The 21,887-nt window shown below is 69.4% G+C and carries 17 protein-coding genes; 9 read left to right on the top strand and 8 right to left on the bottom strand.

Annotated elements, in window-relative coordinates; genetic code table 11:
• The first annotated feature begins 163 nt into the window (after positions 1–163).
• From ACR9FL_RS15920 to ACR9FL_RS15895, 6 genes are read left to right on the top strand one after another with little or no spacing between them, the layout of a single operon-like run.
• On the top strand, positions 164–802 hold the full coding sequence (locus ACR9FL_RS15920) for a phosphoribosylanthranilate isomerase (RefSeq protein ID WP_436358173.1): 639 nt from the start codon (positions 164–166) through the stop codon (positions 800–802).
• A 44-nt stretch (positions 803–846) separates the two neighbouring features.
• Positions 847–2,058 carry a tryptophan synthase subunit beta gene (trpB, locus tag ACR9FL_RS15915; protein ID WP_436358172.1) on the top strand — a complete coding sequence of 404 codons (1,212 nt, stop codon included), beginning with the start codon at positions 847–849 and terminating at the stop codon, positions 2,056–2,058.
• A 2-nt stretch (positions 2,059–2,060) separates the two neighbouring features.
• The gene (locus ACR9FL_RS15910) at positions 2,061–2,543 is read left to right on the top strand and encodes a hypothetical protein (RefSeq protein WP_436356323.1); all 483 of its coding nucleotides are present in this window, start codon (positions 2,061–2,063) and stop codon (positions 2,541–2,543) included.
• Entirely contained in the window at positions 2,540–3,382 is an 843-nt protein-coding gene (gene trpA, locus ACR9FL_RS15905; RefSeq protein WP_436356322.1) for a tryptophan synthase subunit alpha, read from the top strand. Before ACR9FL_RS15910 ends, trpA begins: the two co-directional genes overlap by 4 nt.
• A 10-nt stretch (positions 3,383–3,392) precedes the next feature.
• Positions 3,393–4,283, top strand: coding sequence for an acetyl-CoA carboxylase carboxyltransferase subunit beta (locus ACR9FL_RS15900; protein WP_436356321.1), 891 nt, complete (start codon positions 3,393–3,395; stop codon positions 4,281–4,283).
• A gap of 8 nt (positions 4,284–4,291) precedes the next feature.
• A complete protein-coding gene (locus ACR9FL_RS15895) occupies positions 4,292–5,566 on the top strand; it encodes a bifunctional folylpolyglutamate synthase/dihydrofolate synthase (RefSeq protein ID WP_436356320.1) in 1,275 nt (424 codons plus the stop codon).
• Positions 5,567–5,659: 93 nt separating this feature from the next.
• On the opposite strand, the gene trxA is transcribed toward ACR9FL_RS15895, so the two are convergent.
• The 7 genes from trxA to ACR9FL_RS15860 all read right to left on the bottom strand — a co-directional run bounded on the left by trxA (position 5,660) and on the right by ACR9FL_RS15860 (position 15,764).
• Complete coding sequence (gene trxA / locus ACR9FL_RS15890) at positions 5,660–5,992, bottom strand: thioredoxin TrxA (protein WP_292036557.1); 333 nt, start codon at positions 5,990–5,992, stop codon at positions 5,660–5,662.
• Positions 5,993–6,140: 148 nt separating this feature from the next.
• On the bottom strand, positions 6,141–9,575 hold the full coding sequence (gene addA / locus ACR9FL_RS15885; protein ID WP_436356319.1) for a double-strand break repair helicase AddA: 3,435 nt from the start codon (positions 9,573–9,575) through the stop codon (positions 6,141–6,143).
• A complete protein-coding gene (gene addB, locus ACR9FL_RS15880; protein ID WP_436356318.1) occupies positions 9,572–12,664 on the bottom strand; it encodes a double-strand break repair protein AddB in 3,093 nt (1,030 codons plus the stop codon). The genes addA and addB overlap by 4 nt, the downstream gene beginning before the upstream one ends.
• Positions 12,664–13,356: an N-acetylmuramate alpha-1-phosphate uridylyltransferase MurU gene (gene murU, locus ACR9FL_RS15875; protein ID WP_436358171.1), complete on the bottom strand. Its 693-nt coding sequence runs from the start codon at positions 13,354–13,356 to the stop codon at positions 12,664–12,666. The genes addB and murU overlap by 1 nt, the downstream gene beginning before the upstream one ends.
• A gap of 29 nt (positions 13,357–13,385) precedes the next feature.
• Positions 13,386–14,474: an N-acetylmuramate/N-acetylglucosamine kinase AmgK gene (amgK, locus tag ACR9FL_RS15870; RefSeq protein ID WP_436356317.1), complete on the bottom strand. Its 1,089-nt coding sequence runs from the start codon at positions 14,472–14,474 to the stop codon at positions 13,386–13,388.
• The gene (gene tsaE / locus ACR9FL_RS15865) at positions 14,467–14,928 is read right to left on the bottom strand and encodes a tRNA (adenosine(37)-N6)-threonylcarbamoyltransferase complex ATPase subunit type 1 TsaE (RefSeq protein WP_436356316.1); all 462 of its coding nucleotides are present in this window, start codon (positions 14,926–14,928) and stop codon (positions 14,467–14,469) included. The genes amgK and tsaE overlap by 8 nt, the downstream gene beginning before the upstream one ends.
• Positions 14,925–15,764: a GNAT family N-acetyltransferase gene (locus ACR9FL_RS15860; protein WP_436356315.1), complete on the bottom strand. Its 840-nt coding sequence runs from the start codon at positions 15,762–15,764 to the stop codon at positions 14,925–14,927. The genes tsaE and ACR9FL_RS15860 overlap by 4 nt, the downstream gene beginning before the upstream one ends.
• Before the next feature lie 140 nt (positions 15,765–15,904).
• On the opposite strand from ACR9FL_RS15860, the gene ACR9FL_RS15855 reads away from it, so the two are divergent.
• The gene (locus ACR9FL_RS15855) at positions 15,905–18,010 is read left to right on the top strand and encodes a prolyl oligopeptidase family serine peptidase (protein ID WP_436356314.1); all 2,106 of its coding nucleotides are present in this window, start codon (positions 15,905–15,907) and stop codon (positions 18,008–18,010) included.
• 72 nt (positions 18,011–18,082) lie between these two features.
• Here ACR9FL_RS15855 and ACR9FL_RS15850 read toward each other — a convergent pair whose 3' ends face one another.
• The gene (locus ACR9FL_RS15850) at positions 18,083–18,415 is read right to left on the bottom strand and encodes a hypothetical protein (RefSeq protein ID WP_436356313.1); all 333 of its coding nucleotides are present in this window, start codon (positions 18,413–18,415) and stop codon (positions 18,083–18,085) included.
• Positions 18,416–18,617: 202 nt separating this feature from the next.
• Here ACR9FL_RS15850 and ACR9FL_RS15845 point away from each other — a divergent pair, with 202 nt between their 5' ends.
• Entirely contained in the window at positions 18,618–20,792 is a 2,175-nt protein-coding gene (locus tag ACR9FL_RS15845; RefSeq protein WP_436356312.1) for a TonB-dependent receptor, read from the top strand.
• A complete protein-coding gene (locus ACR9FL_RS15840) occupies positions 20,792–21,880 on the top strand; it encodes a PepSY-associated TM helix domain-containing protein (RefSeq protein ID WP_436356311.1) in 1,089 nt (362 codons plus the stop codon). Before ACR9FL_RS15845 ends, ACR9FL_RS15840 begins: the two co-directional genes overlap by 1 nt.
• Positions 21,881–21,887 lie beyond the last annotated feature (7 nt).

The raw sequence follows: 21,887 nt of genomic DNA, 5'->3' as shown, positions 1-21,887 counted from the left end.
CTGGCGAGCCGCCGATCCGGGACCCAGGCGGTGGACCTATGTGCTGAGGCTGAGCCTTTTCTGGCGTCTGGGTCCCGGATAGCCCTGTCGGGCTTCCGGGATGACGGCATTGGGGCGGGCGTCCGTGCTTGACCTCTTCGCCCGCCTCGCGCACCTCCCTCCCATGACCCTGGCCAAGATTTGCGGACTGACGACGCCCGAGACGCTGGATGCGGCGCTTTCCGGCGGCGCGGCCTTTGTCGGGGCGGTGGTGTTTGCGAAAAGCCCGCGCCACATTCCGCCGCTGCACGCCGCGACCCTGTTCGATCGGGCGCGCAAGCGGGCCAAGATCGTGGCGGTGCTGGTCGATCCCGATGACGCCCTGCTGACCGAGGTGGGGCTGATCCTGCGGCCCGACCTGATCCAGTTGCATGGGCATGAGACGCCGCAGCGCGCGGCCGAGGTGCGGCGGCTGACCGGGGCGGGGATCATCAAGGCCCTGCCGATCCGCAGCGAGGTCGACTTCGCCAGCGTGCCGGATTGGGCGGGCGTGGCCGATCATCTGCTGTTCGACGCCAAGCCGCCCGAGGGCTCAAGCCTGCCTGGCGGGGTGGGGGCCTCGTTCGACTGGTCGCTGATGCAAAACCGGGCGCTGCCGGCACACTGGTTCCTCGCAGGGGGCCTTGATCCGCAAAATGTCACCGAGGCGGTGCGGATTTCGGGGGCGCCTTTGGTCGATGTCTCCTCTGGCGTCGAAAGCGAACCCGGTGTTAAGGACCCTGACCGCATCCGCGCCTTCCTCGAGGCCGTATCCCGGTCCTGATTTCGTCGCCTTCCCGCGAAAGACTGCCGCTCGTGAACGCACACCTGTCGAATACCCCCGAGTCCTACGCCTGGCCTGACGCCGAGGGCCGCTTTGGTCCCTATGGCGGCCGCTTCGTGCCCGAAACCCTGATGCCGCTGATTCACGAGCTGAACGCGGCCTATGAGGCGGCCAAGGCCGACCCGAGTTTTCAGGCGGAGCTGGACGGCTTTCTGACCCATTATGTCGGTCGCGCCAGCCCGCTCTATTTCGCCGAGCGGCTGACCGATCATTTCGGCGGGGCCAAGATCTGGCTGAAGCGCGAGGACCTGAACCACACGGGCGCGCACAAGATCAACAACTGCATGGGCCAGATCCTGCTGGCCCGGCGCATGGGCAAGACGCGGATCATCGCCGAGACCGGCGCCGGTCAGCACGGCGTGGCCTCGGCCACCGTCTGCGCCCGTTTCGGCCTGCCCTGTACGGTCTACATGGGCGCGGTCGACGTCGAACGGCAGCAGCCCAACGTCTTCCGCATGAAGCTGCTGGGGGCCGAGATCGAGGCCGTCACGGCGGGGGCGGCGACGCTGAAGGACGCCATGAACGAGGCGATGCGTGACTGGGTCACCAACGTCGAGGACACCTATTACATCATCGGCACGGCGGCGGGCCCGGCCCCCTATCCGGCCATGGTGCGCGACTTCCAGTCGGTGATCGGCAAGGAGATCAAGCGCCAGTCGCTGAAGCAGATCGGTCATCTTCCCCAAGCGGTGGTGGCCTGCATTGGGGGCGGCTCCAACGCCATCGGCGCCATGCACCCCTTCATCGAGGACGAGGGCGTGCGCCTGATCGGCGTCGAAGCGGCGGGTCATGGCCTGGACACCGCCGAACACGCCGCCAGCCTGAAGGGCGGCCGCCCCGGCGTGCTGCACGGCAACCGCACCTATCTGCTGCAGGACGCCGACGGCCAGATCCTGGAAGGCCACTCGATCTCGGCGGGCCTCGACTATCCAGGCATAGGTCCCGAGCACGCCTGGCTGAACGACCTCGGCCGCGGCGAGTATCTGTCGGCCACCGACGATGAGGCCCTGGAGGCCTTCCAGATGCTGTCCAAACTGGAAGGCATCATTCCGGCGCTGGAGCCTTCGCACGCCCTGGCCCGCATCGGCGAGGTGGCCAAGGACGTGGGTCAGGGCGGCGATGTCGTCCTGGTCCTGTCGGGCCGAGGCGACAAGGACATTTTCACCGTGGCCAAGCATCTGGGCGTGGAGCTTTGAACATGAACAGTCTTTTGATCGCGGCCCTGGCCGTCGCCATGTCGCCGACCCTGACCATGGCCAAGACTCAGGCGGCGCCCGCCGCGCCGGCGCCGGTTCAGGCGGCAGCCCCCGGCCCGCAAGGCGTGCCCGCCGCCGACACCCCGCTGCTGGGGGCCGCCAAGGCCGCGCCCGACTGCGGCAACCTGCATGGACTCAACGGCCGCGCCTTCTGCGTGACTGCGCCCCTGGCCAGCGTCGGCGCCCTGGCCGAGACCTATATCGCTCACTTCGAGAGCCAGGGCTGGCTGGCGGCCGGCGGCGACGACAACCGCGTCGTTCTGATCAAGCGCAAGGACGGCGGCGTCTGCGACGGGATGCAGATGGTGGCCTTCTACGATACAGCGGGTCCCGCCGCGCCGGAATCGCCCGGCTACCTCGGCTTCGCCACCATTCCCGGCAATGTCTGCGCCGGCCAGCCCACGGCGGGAGCGACGCCCCAGTGACGACTGCACGCATCGACGCCCGCTTCGCCGCACTGAAGGCTGAAGGCCGGGCTGGCTTTATTCCCTATGTCATGACCGGCGATCCCAGCCGGGACGAGGCGCTGGAGATTCTGCACGGCCTGCCCGCCGCCGGCGCCGACCTGATCGAACTGGGTCTGGCGTTCTCGGACCCAATGGCTGAAGGGCCGCCGATCCAGCGCGCGGCCCTGCGCGGTCTGGCGGCGGGGATGACCCTGCGCGGCACGCTCGATCTGGTGGCGGATTTCCGCAAGGGCGACGACGCCACCCCGGTCATCCTGATGGGCTATCTCAACCCGGTCGAGAGCTACGGCTACGAGGCCTTCGCAGCCGACGCGGCGGCGGCGGGCGTGGACGGCCTGATCGTTGTCGACTGTCCGCCGGAAGAGGCCGGACCTCTGGCTGCGGCTCTGGACGCGCAAAGCGTGTCGCTGATCCGTCTGGCCACCCCGACCTCGGACGACGACCGGCTGAAGGTCATCGCGCGCGGCACCTCGGGCTTTGTCTATTACGTCTCGGTCGCGGGCGTGACGGGCGTGAAGGAGGCGCAGGCCGCCTCCGTCGCCCCTGCCGTCGAGCGCGTACGCAAGGCCGCCAACCTGCCGGTCGCCGTCGGCTTCGGCGTCAAGACGCCGGAACGCGCCGCTGAGATCGCCCGCGTGGCCGATGCGGTGGTGGCTGGCTCGGTCTTCGTCGATGAAGTGGCGGCGGCGCTGGCGGCGAACGAACCGGCCGTCCCCCGCGTTCTGGCCAAGGTGAAGGCTCTGGCCGATGCGGTGAAAACCGCCAGAACTAGTGCTTCCGTCGCGGAAACCGTCTAAAGGCGCGCTCATGGTCGACAAGAATTCTGAGAACAAGCCGCGCGGCGGCTGGCTGTCCCGCTTCGCTCCGGGCGTGCGCAAGATCGTCAGCCGGCGCGACACGCCCGACAATCTGTGGGTCAAGGACCCGGACAGCGGCGAGATGCTGTTCCGCACGGACCTTGAGGCGGCCCTGTGGGTCACGCCGTCGGGCCGTCATATGCGCATCAATGCCCCGACGCGCCTGAAGGCCACCTTCGACGACGGTCAGTTCGAGATCATCGACACGCCCGACGTGCCGGAAGACCCGCTGAAGTTCTCGGACGGCAAGCCCTACAAGGACCGCCTGAACGCGGCGCGCAAGGCGGCGGGCCGCAAGGACACCATGGCCATCGGCTATGGCAAGATCGACGGCGTGGCCGCGGTCGTCATCGTGCAGGACTTCACCTTCATGGGCGGGTCGCTGGGCATGGCGGCGGGCGAGGCCTTTGTGGCCGCCGCGCGTGAAGCCGTGAAGCGGGGCGTGCCCTTCGTCTGCTTCACCGCCGCCGGCGGCGCGCGGATGCAGGAAGGCGCCCTCAGCCTGATGCAGATGGCCCGCACCACCCTGGCCGTGCAGGAAGTGAAGGCGGCGCAGCTGCCTTACGTCGTCGTCCTGACCGACCCGACCACGGGGGGCGTCACCGCCTCCTACGCCATGCTGGGCGACGTGCATCTGGCCGAGCCGAACGCCCTGATCGGCTTCGCCGGTCCGCGCGTGATCGAGACCACCATCCGCGAGAAACTGCCGCCGGGCTTCCAGCGCGCCGAGTATCTGCAGAGCAAGGGCATGGTCGACAAGGTCGTGGCGCGCGGCGATCTGCCGACGACGCTGAGCCAGATCATGTCCATGCTGATGGGCGGCAAGCGCAAGGCGGCCTAAGGCCCCTGATGGACCCGATCTCGCAGCGTCTTCTGGCCCGCCATCCGCAGCGCATCGACCTGTCGCTGGAGCGGATGCGGGCCCTTTGCGCGGCGCTGGGCGATCCGCAGGACAAGCTGCCGCCGGTGGTCCATGTCGCCGGCACCAACGGCAAGGGCTCGACCGTCGCCCTGATCCGGGCCATCGCCGAGGCGGCGGGTCTGCGCGTCCATGCCTATACCTCGCCGCATCTGGTGCGCTTCAACGAGCGCATTCGTCTGGCCGGGACCCTGATCAGCGACGACTATCTCAACGATGTGCTGGATCGCATCGAGGCCGTGTCTGGCGAGGCCACGGTGTTTGAGAGCACGACCGCCGCGGCCTTCCTGGCCATGAGCGAGACCCCCGCCGACCTGGCCATCATCGAGGTGGGCCTGGGCGGATCGCTGGACGCCACCAATGTCATCGACCGGCCGTTGCTGAGCGTCATCACGCCCGTCGATCTGGATCACGCCGAGTTCCTGGGCGACCGGATCGAGGGCGTCGCTGCCGAGAAGGCGGGCATCCTGAAGGCCGGGGCGCGCGGCGTCATCGCCCGCCAGTCCGAGGCCGTCATGGCCGTGATCGAGCGCCGCGCGGCGCAGGTCCATTCGCCCCTGACCGTCATGGGCGTGGACTTCGACGCCTGGGCCGAGCGCGGCGGGCTGGTCTATCAGGATCAGGAACGCTTCCTCGACCTGCCGGCCCCGGCGCTGAGCGGCCCGCATCAGTTCGACAATGCGGGCGTGGCCGTCGCCGCAGCCCTGGAGCTGGACCTGCCCGAAGCCGCCATCGCCGAGGGGCTGAAGTCCGTGCGTTGGCCCGCGCGGATGCAGCGGCTGACGGCAGGTCCCTATGCCGAGAAGGCGCAAGCCGCCGACGCCGAACTTTGGTTGGACGGCGGGCATAATCCCCACGCCGGACGCGCCATGGCCCGGACCCTGACCGAGCGTCAGGCGCGGGCGCCGCGCCCTCTGGCACTGATCGTCGCCATGCTGGCCAACAAGGACGCGGGCGGCTTCTTCGAGGCCCTCAAGGGCATCGAGGCCCAGGTCTTCACCGTCAGCTTCGACGGTTCCGCCGCCGACCCGGCGGCTCTAGCCGCCGTGGCTCAGGGCCGCGGCTTCGGGGCCCTGGCGGCGGGTTCGGTGGACGAGGCGCTTGATCGCGCCCTGGCCCTCGGAGCCGGCCGCGTGGTCATCTGCGGCTCGCTCTATCTGGCCGGCGAAGTCCTGGGCGCCAGCCCCGAGACCTGGCCTACCTGACCTTTCTCCCTCGAAGGGGAGGGCTTTGTTCTGCGCATGAAAAAGGCGACGGGTCTTTCGACGCCGCCGCCCGATCTCATCGTCTGAGACGTCTTAGTCCGCCTTGACGCCGGCTTCGGCCAGCCATTCGACGATCTTGCCCTTGGGCATGGCGCCGACCTTCATCGAGGCCAGCTGGCCGTCCTTGAACAGCATCAGGGTCGGGATGCCTTTGACGCCCATCTTGGACGGGGTCATGGGGCTGTCGTCGATGTTGACCTTGGCGATGGTCACCTTGCCCGACAGTTCATCGGCGATCTGCTCCAGCGCCGGGCCGATCTGCTTGCAGGGGCCGCACCACTCGGCCCAGAAGTCCACCAGGACGGGGGTCGAGGATTTCAGGACGTCGGCGTCGAAGCTTTCGTCGGTGACTTTGACAGTCGCCATAGTGGTCTCCTTTAGGGGTGCTAACGCTCGGCCCGCGGGGCCTCGCTGCTTGAGCACGTATTTTGGTGCGCTAACGCTCGGTCCGCCGGACCTCGCTGCTTGAGCGCGTTGATATCAGCCGCAGATGTGGGTGCGATTTGCGCACAAATCAACGCGCATTTGAAAGCGCCGCGTCCATCAGGCCTTGCGGGACGGCCATCAGCTTGGGTCCGTCGGTCCAGACCAGCGCCGCCTCGACCGCGCGGTCGGGATAGAGCCGCCTCAACACCGCCGTGTAGACCGCCATCTGCAGCACATAGGCCGGGTCGGCGTCCTCGACGTGATCCGGGGCCGGGCGGTTGGATTTGAAGTCCACCACCAGCACCCGGTCGGGCGTGACCACCAGCCGGTCGATGCGGCCCGAGATGGAGACGCCGGAGGGCAGGTCGGGCGAGGAGCCGGTCAGGGCCACCTCGGCGCGGGAGCCTTCGCCGAAGACGGGCGCGAAGCGCGCATCGTCCAGCACGGCGAAGGCGGCTGCGATCATCTCGGCGCGCTGGTCGTCGGACAGGTCGCGTTCGCGCGCCAGCATCCGTACGGCGGCGTCGGGTCGGTTGGGCGCGGCGATGTCAGGCAGGCGTTCCAGCAGACGGTGGATCAGGTCGCCGCGCCGGAACCGGCCCAGACCCGCGCCGGGGCCTTCGCCACGCGCCAGCGGCGACGGGGCGGGGATGCGCTTCTGCTCCTGCATCTGCGACGGAGAGGCGAAGCGGGCGGCGGCGTCGCGAGCGGGCGTCTGGCGGGTCCAGTCGGGGGCCTCGGGGCGGGCCTCCGCGATGGCGGTGACGGCGGGCAGGACGTTGAGATCGACGCCGTAGCGACGGATATTGTTGTCGAGCGTGCGGACCTCGTCGCCGAGGCGGTTGAAGGTCTCCTCGATGACCGACCACCAGTCGCCGGGCTCGGGCGAGCGCTTGGAGCCGCGTCCCATGACGATGACGCGGTCGCGGGCGCGGGTCAGGGCGACGTAGAGCAGGCGCAGGGACTCGTCGCTGACGCGGGCCTCGCGGGCGTCGCGGGCGGCCTTGGAGGCGGCGCAGTCTTCCTTGGATGAGCCGGGGCACATCAGCCAGGCCTCGCCGTCATCAAGCGCGACGGGCATCAGGGTCGGCCCCTGCGCCTTCGCCTTCATGGTGGTGTCGGGCAGGATGACGACGGGCGCCTCCAGCCCCTTGGCGCCGTGGACGGTCATGACGCGGACCTCGCCGCGCGGGCCTTCCAGCTCGCGCTTCACCTCGACGTCGGCGGCTTCCAGCAGGGCCAGACAGGTCTCCAGATCGACCCCGCCGCGGTTCTCGGCGGCCAGCACCTGATTGAGGGTTTCGTCGATGGCTTCCTCGGCCTCACGGCCCAGCCGGGTCAGGACGCGGGCGCGGCCCGACACGCCCGTGTCGTCCACCCGGTTGAACAGGGTCGAGAAGAAGACGAAGGGGTCGCCGTCGCGCGCCGCGCGGGCGCTCAGGCACAGGTCCAGCGCGCGGCGCCATTCGGGGCGTTCGTCGGCGCGGGTCTTCAGTTCGCGCCACAGGCCCTGACGTTTCTCGCGCCCGGCCAGATCAAAGAGCGAGGCCTCGTCCAGGTCGCAGAAGGGGCTGCGCAGCACCTCGGCCAGCGACAGGTCGTCGCCGGGGAAGAGGGCGAAGCGGGCGAGGGCCTTCAGGTCGTCGAAGACGATGTGGCTGGACAGTTTCAGCCGGTCGGCCCCGGCGACGGGCACGCCCGCGCTCTTCAGGGCGCGGATGATTTCCTCAAACGTCGCGTCGCGGCGGCGCACGAGAATGAGGAAGTCGCCGTAGCCGCTGGCGCGCGGCTGGCGGGTGTTGCGGTCATAGACGGTCGCCCCGGTCTCGACCTGACGTTTGATTTCCTGGGCCAGGGCGGCGGCCATGCGCTTGCGCGCGCCGGCGACGCCTTCCTGGTCGACCGGATCATCCCAGGCGTCGCGCTCGGGCGGGGCCTCGTCCATGAACAGGGGCCAGAGATCGACGCTGCCGCGCTGGCCAACGCGGGCGGGCAGGTGGCGGGGAATGTCGCCGGCCTCGCCCACCAGGGCGCGGGTCCGCTCGGGATCGGCGAAGGCGTGATCGACAAAGGCGAGGACGTCCTCGGTCGAGCGATAGGAGGTCTCCAGCGGCACGCCCTCGAAGGCGGAACCGGAGGCTCGGATCAGTTCGTCATAGACCTGAGATTCCTGACGCAGCCGCTCCGGCCGGGCACCCTGGAAGGAGTAGATCGACTGCTTCTCGTCGCCCACGGCGAAGACGGTGCGGTCGGTTTCCTCGCCCGAGAAGAACTCGCCGGTCAGGGCGCGCATGATGGCCCATTGCTCGGGGGCCGTGTCCTGAGCCTCGTCGATCAGGACGTGGTCGATGCCGCCGTCCAGCTTGTACAGCACCCAGGCGGCGGTCGAACGTTGGGTCAGCAGGTCGACGGTTTTCGCCACCAGATCGGAGAAGTCCAGCGCCCCGCGCTCGGCCTTGGCCGCCTCGTAGAAGGCGGCGTGGGCCACGGCGAGGGTCAGCAGTTTGATGGTGTCGGCGGCGACCTTGGCGGCGCGAACTAGGTCCAGCGTAGCGAGGTATTTCAGCTGTATGTTCGCCAGATAGGTAGTCGCAGAAGCAGGCGCGGCCTTGGCTCCGAACTTCTCTCGCGCATTGCCTTTGGAGTCGAAGAAAATGTCCGTCATGGCGCCGAGCGTCGTCTCGGGCGGCATGGCGGCGCGCATCCGGGCGGCCATCTTCTGATCGTTGACTCCGCTGGTCGCCAGACCTGCGGCGCAGTCGGCCCAGTCCGCTGGATTGAGCCAGTTGAGGAAACCCGCCTCGATCTCGTCGGGCGTCTGTTCGGGATCGGCGCCGGTCAGGGCGTGCGGGCCGGGGGCCGCGCCGTCGCCGACGCGGGCGACATAGTCGGTCAGGTCTGCGCGCCGGGATTCGATCATGGCCAGCAGGCTTTCGAACCGGCCCCAGTCCAGCTCGACGGCGAAATGGCTGTAGGCTTGACCGACCGGGCCGTCGGGGTCCTTCAGCGCGGCGCGGGCCAGTTCTTCGCGCGCGGCGTGGCTGAGGGCGATGGCGGCCTCGTTTTCCAGCACGGTGAAGCGCGGCGAGACGCCCGCCTCGATGGGGAAGCGGCGCAGCAGTTTTTCGCAGAAGGCATGGATGGTCTGGATCTTCAGCCCGCCCGGCGTCTCCAGCGCGCGGGCGAACAGGCGGCGCGCCTCGGACAGGCGGGCGGGGTTGAGGCCGGCGGGATCGCTGGCGTCCAGCTTGGCCAGTTCGGCGGACAGGGCGGCGTCATCCATGACCGCCCACTTGCCCAGGGTCTCGAACAGGCGGGCCTGCATCTCGGCGGCGGCGGCCTTGGTGTAGGTGACGCAGAGGATGGCCGAGGCCCCGGCCCCGCCCAACAGCAGACGGGCCACGCGGCTGACCAGGGTGGTGGTCTTGCCCGAGCCGGCGTTGGCGGTGACGAAGACCGACAGGGCCGGATCGGCGGCGCGGATCTGGGGATCAGGGCGCATCTGCGGAGTGGCGATGTTCATTCGCTGTCGCCTTCTTCGCCGCCGACCACGTGCCATTCCCAGACGCGGGCCAGATGGTCGTAGTTGCCGCCGTAGTTGCCCATGAACTGGGGCGCGGCCCAGGAGACGTAGGGGGTGTCGGGATGGTCGAAGCGGGCGACCCGTTTCTTCAGTCCCTCCAGCGCCGCTTCGCCTAGGGCGGCGGCTTCGGGACCGGAGGCGCGCACCGCCACCTCGCCCGCCTTCTTGCGGCCGACGACGCGGACATAGGTCAGTTCGTCGGCGGGGACGGGGCCGTTGGTGTCCTTGAAGCCGCCGTCGGCGAGGATGGCGGCGGTCAGGGTCAGCTGGGGCGCAAAGCCCGCCTTGACCTGCTTGCCCGAGGGCACGCCGCCGGTCTTGAAGTCCATGATGGCGGCGCCGCTGGCGCCCACCTCGATGCGGTCGGCATAGGCCTTCATGGTGAAGGGGCCGGCGGGGGCGTCGAAGGTCATGGTCCCCTGCTGTTCGATCAGTAGGGTGACGCCGCGCGCCCGGCGCTCGGCCTCGAACCCGGCCAGCCAGCGGGCGCAGTTGCGCGCCAGCGGCGTCTCGCGCGCCATGGCGGCGTCCTCGAAACCGTGGGCGGTCAGTTCCTCGATCAGCAGCTGTTCGATCTGGGCCTCGCAGTCGTCGGGCAGGACGTGGGGCCACATTAGGGTCATGCGCTCGATGGCCTTGTGCACCGCATTGCCGCGCGCCATCGCCTCGGCCGAGGCGCCGGGGCGGTCCATGATGTTCAGGCCCAGCACCCACTGGGCGTAGATGGCGTAGGGGTCGCGCACCCAGCGTTCGATGCGGGTGACATAGAGGCTGCGCGGGCGCCGCTCGACCGGCGGGCACGGCATGGGGCGCGGCGCGAAGCGGGCGGCGCCGGGCGGCGGGGCGTCCAGGGCGCGGGTCCAGTCGGCTAGTCCCTCGGGCTGGGGAATGGCGACCGGGGTCTTCTCGGCATTGGCGCCGCGCGTCAGCATTTCGAGCCGCCACAACCAGCGCGAGCGCACGGCGGGCTGGCCGCCGCGCCGTTCGCAGTGGATCAGGATGGCCTCGTCGGCGCAGGCGGCCTGGACGAAGTCCTGCGCCGTCTGGCCCAGGCGCCGCTCGGGCGTGGGCAGACCCAGGGTCTTCCTCATCGGCCGCGACAGGAAGGGATCAACCGGGGCGGGGCGGGGCCAGACGCCTTCCTCCAGCCCGGCCAGGATCATGCGGTCGGCGCGGGTCAGGCGGGCCTCGATGGCCCCCAGAATGCGCAGGCGCGGGTGGGTGGCGCCGCCGGTGCGCACCGTCTCCTCGCCCAGCAGCCCGGCGACCAGAGCCGCGAAGTCGGCGCGGCTGACCGCGCCCAGAGACCCGCCGCCGTCGATCAGGGCCGACAGCAGGGAGGCGGCGGCCTCGCCGTCGGGACCGGCCCAGGCGTTCTGACCGGCCAGAGCCTCGATCAGGGCGGTCAGGGCGCGGGCGGCGGCGTCGGGGGCGGCGGCCCCGGAAGCATTTTGCGTGAAGGTTGAAAGGGCCTCGGCGGCGAGCGTCTCCAGCCGCGTCGCCAGAGCGCGGGCGCCGGACAGGCGGGCGGCCTTCCACTCGGGGAGGGGCTGGCCGCCGCGACCGGGTTCGGCGGCTTTCAGCAGGCGCTTCTGCACCTCGGCCCAGTCGCGCGGGCGGGGGCCGCGCAGGGCGTGCTCCTCCAGCGCCGAGGCGGCGTCGGCCAAGGAGGTCTCGCCGAGATCGAGGCGGGTCAGCGGGTGCTTGATTAGGCCCAGCAGGGTCTGGGGCTTGAGCGGCGTCTCGATGAAGCGGGCGCACAGGTCGACCAGAACCCCGGCGCTCATCCGCGACAGCGGGGCGCCGGTCGAGGCGTCGGGGATGATGTTCCAGCGCGCCAGCCGGGCTTCGACGCGGCGCGACAGGTCCAGGTCTGGGGTGACGAGGGCGCAGGTCTCGCCGGGGCGTTCCAGGGTCTCGCGCATCAGCAGGGCGATGGCGGTCGCGGCCTCTTCCTCGGCGCGGACGGAGAGGGCGGATAGGCCCTTCAGGCCCTCAGCGATAGGGTCGGCGGCCTGCCCGGCTTCGGCGGCGTCGGCGCGCAGGCGGGCGATCTCGGCGCGCCAGTCGTCGGTGGCCTCGGCGGGGCGCAGGGCTTCGTTGATCAGACGCTGACGGGCCAGACCGCGCGCCTCGATACGCGGCTCGACGGCAGGCTTGAACCATGAGCGGACCTGATCGCGCGAGACCTCGGCGCGGGCTAGCAGGGCCTTGAGCGCGGCCTGCGGGTGCTGGTCGTCGATGCGGTCCCAGACGCCGTCGGCCAGATCGAGGTCGAGGCCGGGCAGGACCACCACGCCCTGCGGCGCCCGCGCCACGGCGGCCAGAACGTCGGCGGCGGCGGGGACGGTGCCGGTCGAACCGGCGGCGATGACGGGCTGTTGCGGCGGTCGGGCGTCCCAGGCCTCGGCCAGACGGCGCAGCAGGGTCGCGCGGCGCCAGGCGGGGTCGACCAGACCCAGGGCCTCCAGCCGCCTGGGCCAGGCCTCGACCGCCAGACCGAGGAAGCGGGCGCTGTCCTGCCAGTGGGCGGCCAGATCCTGTTCGGCCAAGCCGGCGATGCGCGACAGGTCGGGGACTTCCTCCAGTTGGCAGGAATCGAGGAAGCCGCCCAGCGCATCCGCCATTTCGAGGGCGCGCAGGGGTTTCAGCCCCGGCTCGAACTCCTCGGCGATCATCCGCGCCATCTCGAAGCGGCGGGTCAGGGCGGGGATGGCGGGCGGCAGGTCCAGACCCAGTTCGCCGGGGGCGAAGGGCGGTTCGTCCTCTTCCAGATCGCCGAGCGGGCGCACTTGCGGCAGCAGGACGGGGCGGTCGCCGGCCAGCTTGCCCAGCGCCGAGGAGAAGGCGCGGGCGGCGCGGCGGTTGGGCAGCAGGATGGTCGCGTCGGTCAGGGTCTCGGGCGTCTGATCGCCCAGCCAGTCCAGCACGCCCGCCGCGAGGTCTTCGAGGAAGGGCCGCCAGGCCGGCACGGCGCGCCAGCGCGGCCCGGTTCCGGCGAACGGATCAAAGCGGCCCCCCGTGGACATCAGTCTTGCGCCTTCATCCGGGCCTCGGCCTCGTCGCGGGCCTGCGGGTCGCCGACGTGCATCCAGTCGCCGTCCAGCACACAGCCGAACAGGCGGCCTTCGGCGGCGGATTTGCGCCACAGGGGGCTGAGCGAGAAGGGGCCGTCGGGGCCGGCGTCGGCGTAGTCGGGCCGGGTGATGTGGACGCCCATGTAGGCGAAAGGCGCGCTGGCGGCCTCGCCCCGGAAGGTCAGGGCGCCGCCGTCGCCGAGGAAGAAGTCGCCGCCGCCCTCGAAGCCGATGGAGCCTTCGCGCCGGGCCAACAGCAGGGCGGCGTCCATGCGCTCGGGGTCCCACAGGCGGATCAGGTCAGACAGGGCGTCGCCCCGGTCGATCCAGACGCTGTCGATATTGGCCACGAAGACGGGATCGTCGCCGAGCAGGGGGCGGGCCTGCTTCAGCCCGCCGCCGGTCTCCAGCAGTTCGGCGCGCTCATCGGAGATGACGACGGCCGGATGTGTGCGGGCGGCCAGATGGCTTTCCAGCCGGTCCGCGAACCAGTGGACGTTGACCACGGCCTTCTCGACGCCCGCCTCGGCCAGCCGGTCGAGAACCTGGTCGATCAGGGCCTTGCCGCCGACTTCTACGAGGGCTTTGGGCCGGTCGTTGGTCAGGGGGCGCATCCGCGTGCCGAGCCCGGCGGCGAGGACCATGGCGGTGGCGGGGGCGTTGGCAGGGGCGGTCATCGACGCATGTCCTCCGGCACGTGGCGGTCCATCCAGCCGGCGACGGCTTCGAGCCCCGGCGCCTTCAGGTTGGCGTTCAGGTGGGCCCACATGCGGGGCATGAAGGCGGCGTATTTGGGCTTGGCGTCGCGGGCGATCAGGCGGGCGAAGATGCCGAGGATGCGCGCCTCGTTCAGCGCCGCCAGCCCGGCGTAGGATGCCATGAAGGCTTCGCGGTCGGTCTCGGGCCGCAGAGCGAAATAGTGGCCGAGCGCCAGGGCCTCCAGTTCGGGCGAGACGTCGCGGCGGGCGTCCTGCAACAGGGAGTGCAGGTCCCACGAGGGGTGGGCCTTCACCGCGTCCTGGAAGTCGATCAGTCCGACCGAGGCGGCGCCGGTCTTGCCGTCCAGCCGGATCAGGTTCTCGGCGTGATAGTCGCGGTGGGCCATGACGGTGGCGCCCGCCTCGCCCGCCGCCGTGATCGGGGCCCAGACGTCGCGCCACTCGGCGACGGCGTCGCTGTTGAAGACCAGCGACGGCACCAGTTTCGGCAGCCATTCGACGAACAGGTCGGCCCCGCCCTGCAGCGCCGTCTGGTCATAGGTCAGCAGGGGCCAGTCGCCCGCAGCCCCCGTCAGGACCTCGGGCGTCGGGGCGGCGTGCAGCACGGCCAGGGCCTCGACGGCGGCGCGGTAGAGGGGGGCTTCCTCGGCGCCTTCAGCGATCACGTTCGCGAACAGCGCGTCACCGAAGTCCTCGATCACGGCCAGGCCATTGGGCGCATCAACGGCGACGATGTCGGGCGCGGACAGGCCCAGCGATTTCAGGTGAGCGGCGACGGCGGCGAAGGCCTCGATGCGGCCGGCGGACAGGCGGGCGACGGCGTTCCAGCCGTGGGCGTGGCGTTCGGCGGGCGTCCAGGACGGATCACAGGGCTGGCTCTCGGCGGCGGGGGCCTGATCCATCAGCATCAGGCTGGCGCCGGTGGCCGTGGTCAGCCGCTCGTAACGGCGCGTCGAGGCGTCGCCGGGCAGGGGCGCGCGGACGGCCTCGGCCAGACCAGCCGAGCGCAGAAAATCGAGACGGAGGGCTTCGCGGTCAGACATGGAGTTCCTTCAGTTTCGCTTCCCACGCGCCTGCGCCAATAACGGACGCAAGGCGGCCTTCGCCGTCCTCGGCGATGGTGATGCTCAGCCGGTCAGTGCCCAGCATATGGCCTGGATCCTCGCCCAGCCGTTCGGGCCATTCGATCAGGGCGCAGCCCTCGTCCAGCGCCTCGTCCAGGCCGATCTCGAAGGCTTCTTCGGGACGGCTGAGGCGATAGAGGTCGAAGTGGGCGATGGGCGGATCGCTCTCGTAGAACTGGACCAGAGTGAAGGTCGGGCTCGGCACGTCCTCGTCGGGCGAGGTCAGGGCGCGGATCAGGCCGCGCGCCAGGGTCGACTTGCCCATGCCGAGGGGGCCGTAGAGCAGGACGGATTCACCGGGCTCCAGCAGGGGAGCGATGGCCTGGCCGAGACGGGTGGTGGCCTCGGCGTCGATCAGTTCAAAGGTGGTCATGCGAACACCGCGTCGGGGTCGGTCGCGAGAACGCGCTCGACAAAGGTCTTGAGCGCCTCGGTGGCTCGGGCGGCGTCCACGTCCAGTCGCGCGGGCGGGATGGGCAGGCCGACGCTGAGGTCGAACTCACGCCCCTGCTTGTTCAGCAGTTCGTGGAAAAGGGTGATGTCGCGCAGTTCCTGCGAGAAGCGGTCGAACAGGTGGAACAGGCGGCTGGTCGGCCCGGCGACGTGGATCGGGACCACCGGGGCTTCGTATTTGCGCGCCAGAGACGCCGCCGTCGTGGCCCATTCGGGATCGGTCAGGCGGCCTTGCTCATCCACGCGGGCCAGCCGTCCGGCGGGGAACATGACGACGCAGCGTTCGGCCTCGAAGGCGTCCTTGGCGGATTGAAGCGTGGCGCGGGTCTTTTCGCGGGTGCGCTTGGCCGTGACCCATTCGACCGGGACGACGGTTTCCGCCAGGCGGGGCGAGACTCGCAGGGCGTCGGCGTTGGCGAAATAGATCAGGTCGTCGCGCACGGTCCGCAGGGCGTCGTGGACGGCCAGACCGTCGGCGATGCCGGTCGGGTGGTTGCAGATCACCAGGCAGCGGCCCGTGGCGGGCAGGCGGTTCAGGTTCTGCGTCTCGACCGTCAGTTCCAGCAGGTCTGAGACATAGTCCAGCGCCTGACGCCCGCCCATCGGGCCGATGGCGTCGGCCATGCGCCGGGCCTTGGCGTAGTCCAGCAGGCCGTAAAGGGCGGGGCGGACCAGCGGCCAGGCGGGTGACCGCGTCAGGCGCGGCGCGCGCTCGGCGATCAGCACGTCGACGATATGAGGGGAAGCAGGACTCATGCCCCTGCTTGTCGCCGCTCCGGGCGGCGGCGGCAAGCGGTCCTGACCATGGTCGAGGGCCCAAAGTCGGGTTTGACGCCAGCGTCGCCGGTGCTACGCCTGCGGCCAAGAATTTCGCGAAGCCGAGAGGATCATCGCCCATGCGTCACCTGCCCCATCTTCTGAGCGGCCTCAGCGCCGTCGCCCTGCTGACGGCTTCGGCCCTGCCGGCTCTGGCCGAGGCCCCGGCGCCCGCTGCGGCGACCGCCACGGCGGCCAGCAACGCCTTCACCTATCAGGACATGATCTCGGCCAACCGGCTGGGCGATCCCCAGGTGTCGCCGGACGGCGAGTGGGTGGTCTATTCACTGACCCAGACCGACGTGGCCGCCAACCGCCGCTCCAGCGCCCTCTACATCCTGAGCCTGAAGGGCGAGGGCGAGGCGCAGAAGCTGGCCATCTCCGAAGGCGGCGCCAACACCGCGCGCTGGGGCGCCGACGGCAAGCTCTACTTCCTGTCGGGCCGGTCGGGTTCGAGCCAGGTCTGGGTCTCGGGCGACAAGGGCGCGACGGCGACGCAGGTCACCAGCCTGCCAACCGACGTCAACGCCTACCGCATCAATGGCGCCGGTGACGCGGTAGCCGTGTCTCTGGCCGTCTATCCGGAAGCGCCCGACCTGAACGCCTCGGTCGAGCGCGCCAAGGCCGCCGCCGAGGTGAAGTCGACGGGGCAGGTCTATGACCGCATGTTCGTGCGCCACTGGGACACCTGGAGCGACCACACCCAAAACCACCTCTTCGTCCAGACCGTCGGCACCGACGGCAAGGCCGGCGGCGATCCGGTCTGGGTGACCAAGGGCTTTGATGGCGACACCCCCTCCAAGCCCTTCGGCGACGAGAGCGAGTTCGTCTTCGCCCCCGACGGCCATTCGCTGGTCTTCTCGGCGCGTCACGCCGGCAAGAGCGAGCCGTGGAGCACCAATTTCGACCTCTACAGCGTCGCGGTTTCGGCGCCCGGTCAACTGACCAACCTGACCGAGGCCAACCCCGCCTGGGACACCGGCCCGGTCTTCTCGCCGGACGGCCAGACCCTGGCCTATCGCGCCATGGCCCGTCCGGGCTTCGAGGCCGACAAGTATTCGATCTTCCTGCGTGACGTCGCCACCGGCCAGACGCGCCAGATCGCGGCCAACTGGGATCGCTCGGCCGATGGCCTGCAATGGTCGGCGGACGGCAAGACCCTCTACACCACCGCCGGCGACGTCGGTCAGACCCGCCTGTTCGCCATTGATGCGCGCAACGGCTCGGTCCTGCCGCTGACGGGCGAGGGCCATGTCGGCGCCTTCCAGCAGACGCCCTCGGGCTTCGTCATGTCGGTCGACACCCTGACCTCGCCCGCCGACCTCTATTTCAAGACCTGGCGCGGTCGCGAGATGCCGCGTCGCCTGACCAATGTGAACCCGCAACTGGCGAACAAGGCCTTTGGCGCGGCTGAGCAGTTCAGCTTCCCCGGCTGGAATGACGAGACGGTGCACGGCTTCGTCATCAAGCCTGCCAACTACGTCGAGGGTCAGAAGTATCCGGTCGCCTTCCTGATCCACGGCGGGCCGCAGGGCTCGTTCGGCAACGGCTGGTCCTACCGCTGGAACCCCGAGACCTATGCGGGCGCCGGCTATGCGGTGGTGATGATCGATTTCCACGGCTCGACCGGTTACGGCCAGGAATTCACCGACGCCATCAGCCAGCACTGGGGCGACCGCCCGCTGGAAGACCTGCAGAAGGGCTGGGCCGCGGCTCAGGAGAAGTACAGCTTCCTCGACGGGAACAACGCCTGCGCCCTGGGCGCGTCGTACGGCGGCTATATGATCAACTGGATCGCCGGCAACTGGTCCGACGCGTTCAAGTGCCTGGTCAACCATGACGGCGTCTTCGACACCTTCGGCATGGGCTATTCGACCGAGGAGCTGTGGTTCACCGAGTGGGAATACGGCGGCACGCCGTGGGAGAACCCGGAGGGCTATCAGAAGTTCAACCCGGCCAACCACGTCCAGAACTGGAAGACGCCGATGATGGTGGTCCAGGGCGACCTCGACTACCGCATTCCGACCGCTCAGGGCCTGTCGACCTATACCGCGCTGCAACGCCGCGGCATCGACAGCCGACTGGTCTTCTTCCCCAACGAGAACCACTGGGTGCTGAAGCCGGCGAACAGCCTGCAATGGCACAACGAGGTCTTCGGCTGGCTGGACAAGTATCTGGCCAAGTAGGGCCGGGCATCCGACCATGAAGAAGGGCGCGACCATCACTGGCCGCGCCCTTTGTCGTTCTGGAACCGTGCTTTAATGGGCGGCGTAGGTCTGGGTCAGCTGGACATAGCGGCCGTGCTCGCGCTCGGTCATGCAGCGCGGCGTGGCCCAGGTCTGGCCAGCGGTCCTGGCCTCGGCGGCCTCGCGCGCGGTCAGGAAGATCGGCTCGGCGCCGTACTGGCGGGTGAAGGCGCTGCGGGTGGCGGCGTCGCTCTCACAGATCAGCACCACGCGCTGCGGCTGGACGGCCGAGACGCGCGTCGGCTGCGGCCTCTGGCTCTGCGGACTCTGTTCCGGGCTTTGAGCCAGGGCAGGCGCGGCTCCGGCGAGCAGCAGGGTCGAGACGGCGACGGCGATCAGGCGCATGCGATACCTCCCTTGGCCGGAATTCGCTCCGGACTCAGAGCGAATTATGCGCTCAATTTTCTCAATGTAAATATTTTACGACAAATCGATGAGTGAAGTGTGACGAATGGGGTGTTTCACCGTCGTCCGGCGGGCGGAATTGTATTGCAAGTCGCTCGCAATTGCATTTAAGCGCGAGGCCTTCTTCTGGAGCCTCCCCCTCATGCCCTTCGCCTCGCCCGCCCTGTCGCTGCGTCGATCGTCCGGCTTTGTCGTCGTCTCGACCCTGCTGGCCGGGACTGCCTTCGCCTCGACCGCCGCCGCCCAGGCGACGCGGCAGGAGCCAGAGGTCAGCACGGTGGCGGAGGTCGTGGTGACGGCGGCGCGGACCATTCTGCCAGCCAGCGCCCTGCCGATGACGGTGGACGTTATCGACCGCAAGGCCCTGTCGGAGCAGGTGGCCATCAGCGGCTCGGTGATCGACGCGGTCGCGACCCTGTCGCCGTCCTTCTCGCCGACGCGGCAGAAGCTGACCGGCTCGGGCGAGAGCCTGCGCGGCCGCTCGCCGCTGTTCGCCATCAACGGCATTCCGCAGTCGACGCCGATCCGCGACGGCTCGCGCGACGGCTATACGATCGACCCCTTCTTCGTGGACCGGGTGGAGCTGATCTACGGCTCCAACGCCCTGCAGGGCATCGGCGCCACCGGCGGCGTGGTCAACCAGGTGACGGTGGGCGCGCCGACCCAGGATGGGCTGACGGGGCGGGTGCTGGCCCAGGTGTCCAGCTCGGGCGGGCCGGAAGGTGATGGCATCGGGGCCAAGCTGGGCGGTCTGGCGGCCTATCGCCACGGTGATTTCGACGGCGTTTTCGGCGTCGCCTATGATCAGCGTGGCGCCTTCTATGACGCCAACGGCCGCCGGGTCGGCGTCGACAACACCCAGGGCGAGGTGCAGGATTCCAAGGCCCTGTCCTTCTTCGGCCGTTTCGGCTGGGATCTGACGGACACGGTGCGCCTTGATCTTCTGGCCAACCGCTTCGAGTTGAAGGGTGATGGCGACTATGTCCTCGTCTTGGGTGACCGCAACATCGGCCGCCCGGCCAGCAGTCAGCGCGGCCAGATCGAGGGCGAGCCCGCCGGCAATCGGGTCGAGACGGTTTCGGCCTCTCTGACCGACAGCGACCTGTGGGGCGGCGACTTCAGCGCCCAGGTCTTCTTCAACCGCACGCGCGACACCTTCGGCGGCGACCGCTCCAGCACCATGCAGGACGCCAGCATCGCCCCGCTTGGGACCCTGTTCGACCAGTCGTCGAACCGCTCGCGCAAGCTGGGCGCGCGCGCCAGCTATGAGCGGGCCGTGCCGGGCGTGCCGGGGCTGACCGCGACCCTGGGTCTGGACGCCCTGAAGGACCGCACCGAGCAGTTGCTGATCGCCACCAACCGCGCCTGGGTGCCGCCGACCGAATTCCAGAGCGTCGCCCCCTTCGTTCAGGCCAACCTGCGCCTGTTCGACGGCAAGGTGCGCCTGGCTGGCGGCGTGCGTCAGGAAAACGTCGAGCTGTCGGTCAACGACTTCACCACCCTGGCTTCCTACGGCTCGCGTCGTGTGAAAGGCGGCACGCCCAAGTTCGAGGCGACGCTGGTCAACGGCGGGGTGGTCTATGAGCCGATGGACGGCGTGCGCGCCTACGCCAGCTACGCCGAGGGCTACACCGTGCCGGACGTCGGCCGCATCCTGCGCTCGATCAATGTGGACGGCGTCCAGGTCGACAGTTTCCTCGACATCAGTCCGGTGGTCTCGGACAATCAGGAGATCGGCCTGGAGGTGAAGCGCGGGCCGTTCGAGGCCGGAGCGACCTACTTCTGGTCTTCGTCGGACCTGGGGCAGTTCCTCGTTCGCAACCCTGACGGCGTCTATGACGTCCAGCGTCAGGCGGTCGAGATCGAAGGGCTGGAACTGAACTTGCGGGCCCGCACCTCGATCGAAGGGCTGACGGTTTCGACCGGCTATGCCCGTCTGCGCGGCAAGACCGACATCGATGAGGACGGCCGGGTCGACACCAACCTGGACGGCGCCAATATCTCGCCTGATCGGATCAATGCGGCTGCGGTCTACGCCAACGGCCCGCTATCGATGCGCCTGCAGGTTCAGGCCTATCTGGCTCGTGAGTTCAAGATTAAGGACTTCAGCGCGGACAACGACTTCGAAGGCTATACAGTGGCTGACGCCTATCTGCGTTACGACTTCTCGTTCGGGGGCGTGTCGCTGGCGGTGCAGAACCTCTTCAACGAGGACTATGTGACCTATAGCTCCGACACCAGCAATCCGACGGACGCTCGGCGCTACTTCGCCGGTCGGGGCCGGTCCTTCACCCTCGGATGGGACCGTCGCTTCTGATGCGTCTGGTCCGACTGGCGCATCGCTGGACCGGGGGGCTGATCGGTCTGCTGCTGTTCGTCCTGGGGCTGACCGGAACGGTTCTGGTGTTCAAGGACGACTGGCTGCGCGCCGTCGTGCCCCACGCGACCGAGGCGCGGGCTTCGGACCCCCAAGTGATCGGAGCGGCGCTGGATCGGGCCTTTTCCGCGTCCGACCGGCCGCGTTCGGTCATCCTGGCGGACGATCGGCTGGGCATTCATCGCCTGAACTATGAGGACAAGACGCGCGGCGCCTATGCGACCCAGTCGGGGCAGGTGGTGGCGCGCTGGGACAGCCTGTGGGCGCGGCCGGAACTGTGGCTGTTCGACCTGCACCACTATCTGCTGATCGGGGATGTCGGAAAGACCATCGCCGGGATCGCGGGTCTGGCGGGTCTGGCCTTTGTCATCACCGGGGTGATCCTATGGTGGCCGACGCGGCGGACCTTTGTCTTCGCCGTCCTTCCGAAGACCTGGAAGCGGGCCGGGATCGTCAAGCATCACCGCGACCTGGGGGTGTGGACCGCGCCGGTGCTGGCGGTGGTGCTGACGACCGGGGCCATCCTGGCCCTGCCGCTCTACGAGGGTCTGGCCATGGCCCTGTCGCCGGGCAAGGACCTGAAGGCGATCATGGCCGCGCCCAAGCATGAGGGCGGCGTCCTGTCGCCCGATCTGGACTGGCCGGCCATGATGATTGAAGCGCAAGGCCGCTTCCCCGATGCGGCGCCGCGCATCATGTCCCTGCCGACCAAGTCCGGCGGCCTCATCAGCCTGCGGATGCAGCGGGCGGCGGAGTGGCTGCCCAACGGCCGCACCCAGGTCTGGTTCGACCCGGCCGACGGTCGCATCGTCGGCACGCGCGACGCCTTGAGCCTGCCGCTGGGGCTGCGGGTGGCCAATGCCCAGTATCCAATCCACGCGGCCAAAGTCGGCGGCTTGCCGTATCGCCTCGTTGTCGCCGCTTCGGGCGTGGCTCTGACCCTGCTGGGTTCGCTGGCGGTTTTCACCTTCTGGGGCAACCCCAGCGGCCTGCCGAAGCGGCGACGGCCAGCGGCGCGCAAGGCCTGACGATGAA

This window comes from Brevundimonas sp. CEF1 (assembly GCF_051353055.1).
Lineage (GTDB): Bacteria > Pseudomonadota > Alphaproteobacteria > Caulobacterales > Caulobacteraceae > Brevundimonas.
This window is presented reverse-complemented; position numbering and strand designations above follow the sequence as displayed.

Coding starts and splice junctions, on each gene's coding strand:
- ACR9FL_RS15920 (WP_436358173.1), top strand. CDS start 164: ATGACCCTGGCCAAGATTTGCGGACTGACGACGCCCGAGACGCTGGAT.
- ACR9FL_RS15910 (WP_436356323.1), top strand. CDS start 2,061: ATGAACAGTCTTTTGATCGCGGCCCTGGCCGTCGCCATGTCGCCGACC.
- ACR9FL_RS15900 (WP_436356321.1), top strand. CDS start 3,393: ATGGTCGACAAGAATTCTGAGAACAAGCCGCGCGGCGGCTGGCTGTCC.
- ACR9FL_RS15895 (WP_436356320.1), top strand. CDS start 4,292: ATGGACCCGATCTCGCAGCGTCTTCTGGCCCGCCATCCGCAGCGCATC.
- trxA (WP_292036557.1), bottom strand. CDS start 5,992: ATGGCGACTGTCAAAGTCACCGACGAAAGCTTCGACGCCGACGTCCTG.
- addA (WP_436356319.1), bottom strand. CDS start 9,575: ATGAACATCGCCACTCCGCAGATGCGCCCTGATCCCCAGATCCGCGCC.
- addB (WP_436356318.1), bottom strand. CDS start 12,664: ATGTCCACGGGGGGCCGCTTTGATCCGTTCGCCGGAACCGGGCCGCGC.
- murU (WP_436358171.1), bottom strand. CDS start 13,356: ATGGTCCTCGCCGCCGGGCTCGGCACGCGGATGCGCCCCCTGACCAAC.
- amgK (WP_436356317.1), bottom strand. CDS start 14,474: ATGTCTGACCGCGAAGCCCTCCGTCTCGATTTTCTGCGCTCGGCTGGT.
- tsaE (WP_436356316.1), bottom strand. CDS start 14,928: ATGACCACCTTTGAACTGATCGACGCCGAGGCCACCACCCGTCTCGGC.
- ACR9FL_RS15860 (WP_436356315.1), bottom strand. CDS start 15,764: ATGAGTCCTGCTTCCCCTCATATCGTCGACGTGCTGATCGCCGAGCGC.
- ACR9FL_RS15855 (WP_436356314.1), top strand. CDS start 15,905: ATGCGTCACCTGCCCCATCTTCTGAGCGGCCTCAGCGCCGTCGCCCTG.
- ACR9FL_RS15850 (WP_436356313.1), bottom strand. CDS start 18,415: ATGCGCCTGATCGCCGTCGCCGTCTCGACCCTGCTGCTCGCCGGAGCC.
- ACR9FL_RS15845 (WP_436356312.1), top strand. CDS start 18,618: ATGCCCTTCGCCTCGCCCGCCCTGTCGCTGCGTCGATCGTCCGGCTTT.
- ACR9FL_RS15840 (WP_436356311.1), top strand. CDS start 20,792: ATGCGTCTGGTCCGACTGGCGCATCGCTGGACCGGGGGGCTGATCGGT.